This is a genomic window from Pseudogulbenkiania sp. FW507-F1 (genome assembly GCF_058781125.1).
Window position 1 is genome coordinate 1 of sequence record NZ_JBYSWM010000062.1, and the last position, 2506, is coordinate 2506.

Sequence of the window (2506 nt, forward strand, 5' to 3'; positions counted from 1 at the left end):
TCGACCTGGTTCTTCTTCTCGGCCCCCCACTGGCGGTTGTGGAACACCACCGCGGTCACCGGGATGTTGTGGCGCACGCAGGTCATGGTCTCCATCAGGCTCATGCCCCAGGCACCGTCACCGGCGTAGGACACCGCCGGGCGATGCGGCGCCGCCACCTTGGCGCCGATGATGGTCGGGAAGGCGTAGCCGCAATTGCCGAAACTCATCGCCGCGAAGAAGCTGCGCGGCTTCTCGAAGCGCAGGTAACTGTTGGCCACCGAATTGATGTTGCCGATATCGGTCGACACCATCACATCCTCCGGCATCGCCTTCTCCAGCTCGCGCAACACCTGGCGCGGATGCAGGTAGTGGCCGCCGTTGAAGGTGCGCTCCTGGGCGTTCTGGTCGATCATGTCGAGGCTGAAGGCATCGCGCTCGTGCGTCCACTCGTCCAGTTCCTTCTCCCACGCCGCCTTCTCGGTCGCGATCTTGTCGCCACGCTCGGCGCGGGTCGCATCGCAGGCCAGGGTCCGGTTCGCCAGGCGCTGCGTCAGCGCCACTGCCGCCGCCTTGGCATCGCCGCAAATGCCCACCGAAATCTTCTTCACCAGGCCCAACATCTTGTTGTCGGCGTCGATCTGGATGATCTTCGCGTTCTTCGGCCAGTAATCCATGCCATGCTGCGGCAGCGTACCGAACGGCCCCAGGCGCGACCCCAGCGCCACCACCACGTCAGCCTGCGCCATCAGCTTCATCGCCGCCTTCGAGCCCTGATAGCCCAGCGGACCGCACCACAGCGGATGGCTGGCCGGGAACGAATCGTTGTGCAGGTAGCTGTTCACCACCGGCGCCCCCAGGCGCTCCGCCAAGGCCTTACACTCCTCGACGGCATCGCCCATCACCACGCCGCCACCGGAAATGATCACCGGGAATTTCGCCTGCGCCAGCAACTCCGCCGCCTCGTTCAGGCTCTGCTCGCCGCCGGCGCCGCGATCCAGACGCGCCGGCTTCGGAATCTCGGCGGTGATCTCGCCGTAGAAATAATCGCGCGGGATATTGAGCTGGGTCGGGCCCATCTCGCTCATGGCGCGGTCGAAGCAACGGCCGGTGTACTCCGCCATGCGGGCCGGGTGCGTGACATGTCCCTGGTACTTGGTGAATTCCTGGAACATCGGCAACTGGTTACACTCCTGGAATCCGCCCAGACCCATGGTCATGGTGCCGGTCTCCGGGGTCACGATCACCACCGGGCTGTGCGCCCAGTACGCGGCGGCGATGGCGGTGACGCAGTTGCTGATGCCCGGGCCGTTCTGGCCGATCACCACGCCGTGGCGGCCGGACACGCGGGAAAAGCCATCCGCCATGTGGGCGGCGCCCTGCTCGTGGACCACCGGGATCAAACGGATGCCGGCGGGGGCGAAGATATCCATGGCATCCATGAAGGCCGACCCCATGATGCCGAACATATCGGTCACGCCATTGGCCACCATGGTTTCGACGAAGGCTTCGGAAGGGGTCATCTTGGTGGGGCCGACGGGCACCGTACGGTTGGCTTGCTCGCTCATGCTGACTAGTCTCCTGTGGGTATTATCTCAAAACCGGTACGAAAGATTCCGATATGTGAGACACGACTCAACTCTAGGAGTGATTATGCGGCAAGTCAACAAGAAATTACGTAAAACGATACTTGTTGTATCAAAAACAGAAACTGAACTATGATGGAAACGCCATGAACGACACAGCACAGACCCCGAAGAGCGAACCGGGCCGGCTCGACGGCGACACGCCGACGCTGCGGCTGTTCGCGCTGTTGGAAGTGATCGCCGAAAAGGACCAGTTCTTCAGCCTGCAAGGACTGGTGGAAGAAACCGGGCTGCCCAAGCCGACGCTGCACCGCATGCTGCAGCAACTGGAAAGCGCCGGGATGCTGCAACGCGACGGCGACGGACGGCATTACAGCACCGGGGTGCGGCTGCGGCGCATGGCCGAGAACCTGCTGCTCAACAACACCGTGCACGGCGCGCGCCACGCGGTGCTGCGCCAACTGGTGGAAGAAGTCGGTGAAAGCTGCAACATCACCGCGCTGTCGGGCAGCGAAGTGCTGTATCTGGACCGGGTGGAAACGCCAGCGCCGCTGCGCTTCTACCTGCACCCCGGCTCGCGGGTGCCGGCGCACTGCTCGGCGAGCGGCAAGCTGTTCCTGGCACAGATGAGCCCGAGCCAGCGGCGCCGGCTGCTGGAACACGTGCCGCTGGAGCGCTACACCGCGAAGACGCTGACCGACCTGGCGGCGCTGGAGCGGGAGATCGAGCGGGTGAAGCGGGACGGCTACGCCTGCGACGACGAGGAATTCCTGCCGGGGCTGTTCTGCCTGGCGGTGCTGGTGCCGACGCCGGGGGGCAAGTCCAACACCGGGATCGCGATTCAGGCGCCGGTGCTACGGGTGACGCCGGACAAGGCGCTGCAGTTGCTGCCGGCGTTGCAGCGTGCGGCGGCGGCCCTGGCCAAGATCGAGGCCGAGGCC

At 64.7% G+C, this 2506-nt stretch carries 2 protein-coding genes; one reads left to right on the plus strand and one right to left on the minus strand.

The features are described from left to right. The coding region (gene xsc, locus AC3WG5_RS19165) for a sulfoacetaldehyde acetyltransferase (RefSeq protein ID WP_492570322.1) at positions 1-1547 on the minus strand (1547 nt) is incomplete at its 3' end. Positions 1548-1711: 164 nt separating this feature from the next. Here xsc and AC3WG5_RS19170 point away from each other — a divergent pair. Continuing rightward, on the plus strand, positions 1712-2506 hold a 795-nt coding region (locus AC3WG5_RS19170), incomplete at its 3' end, for an IclR family transcriptional regulator (protein WP_492570323.1).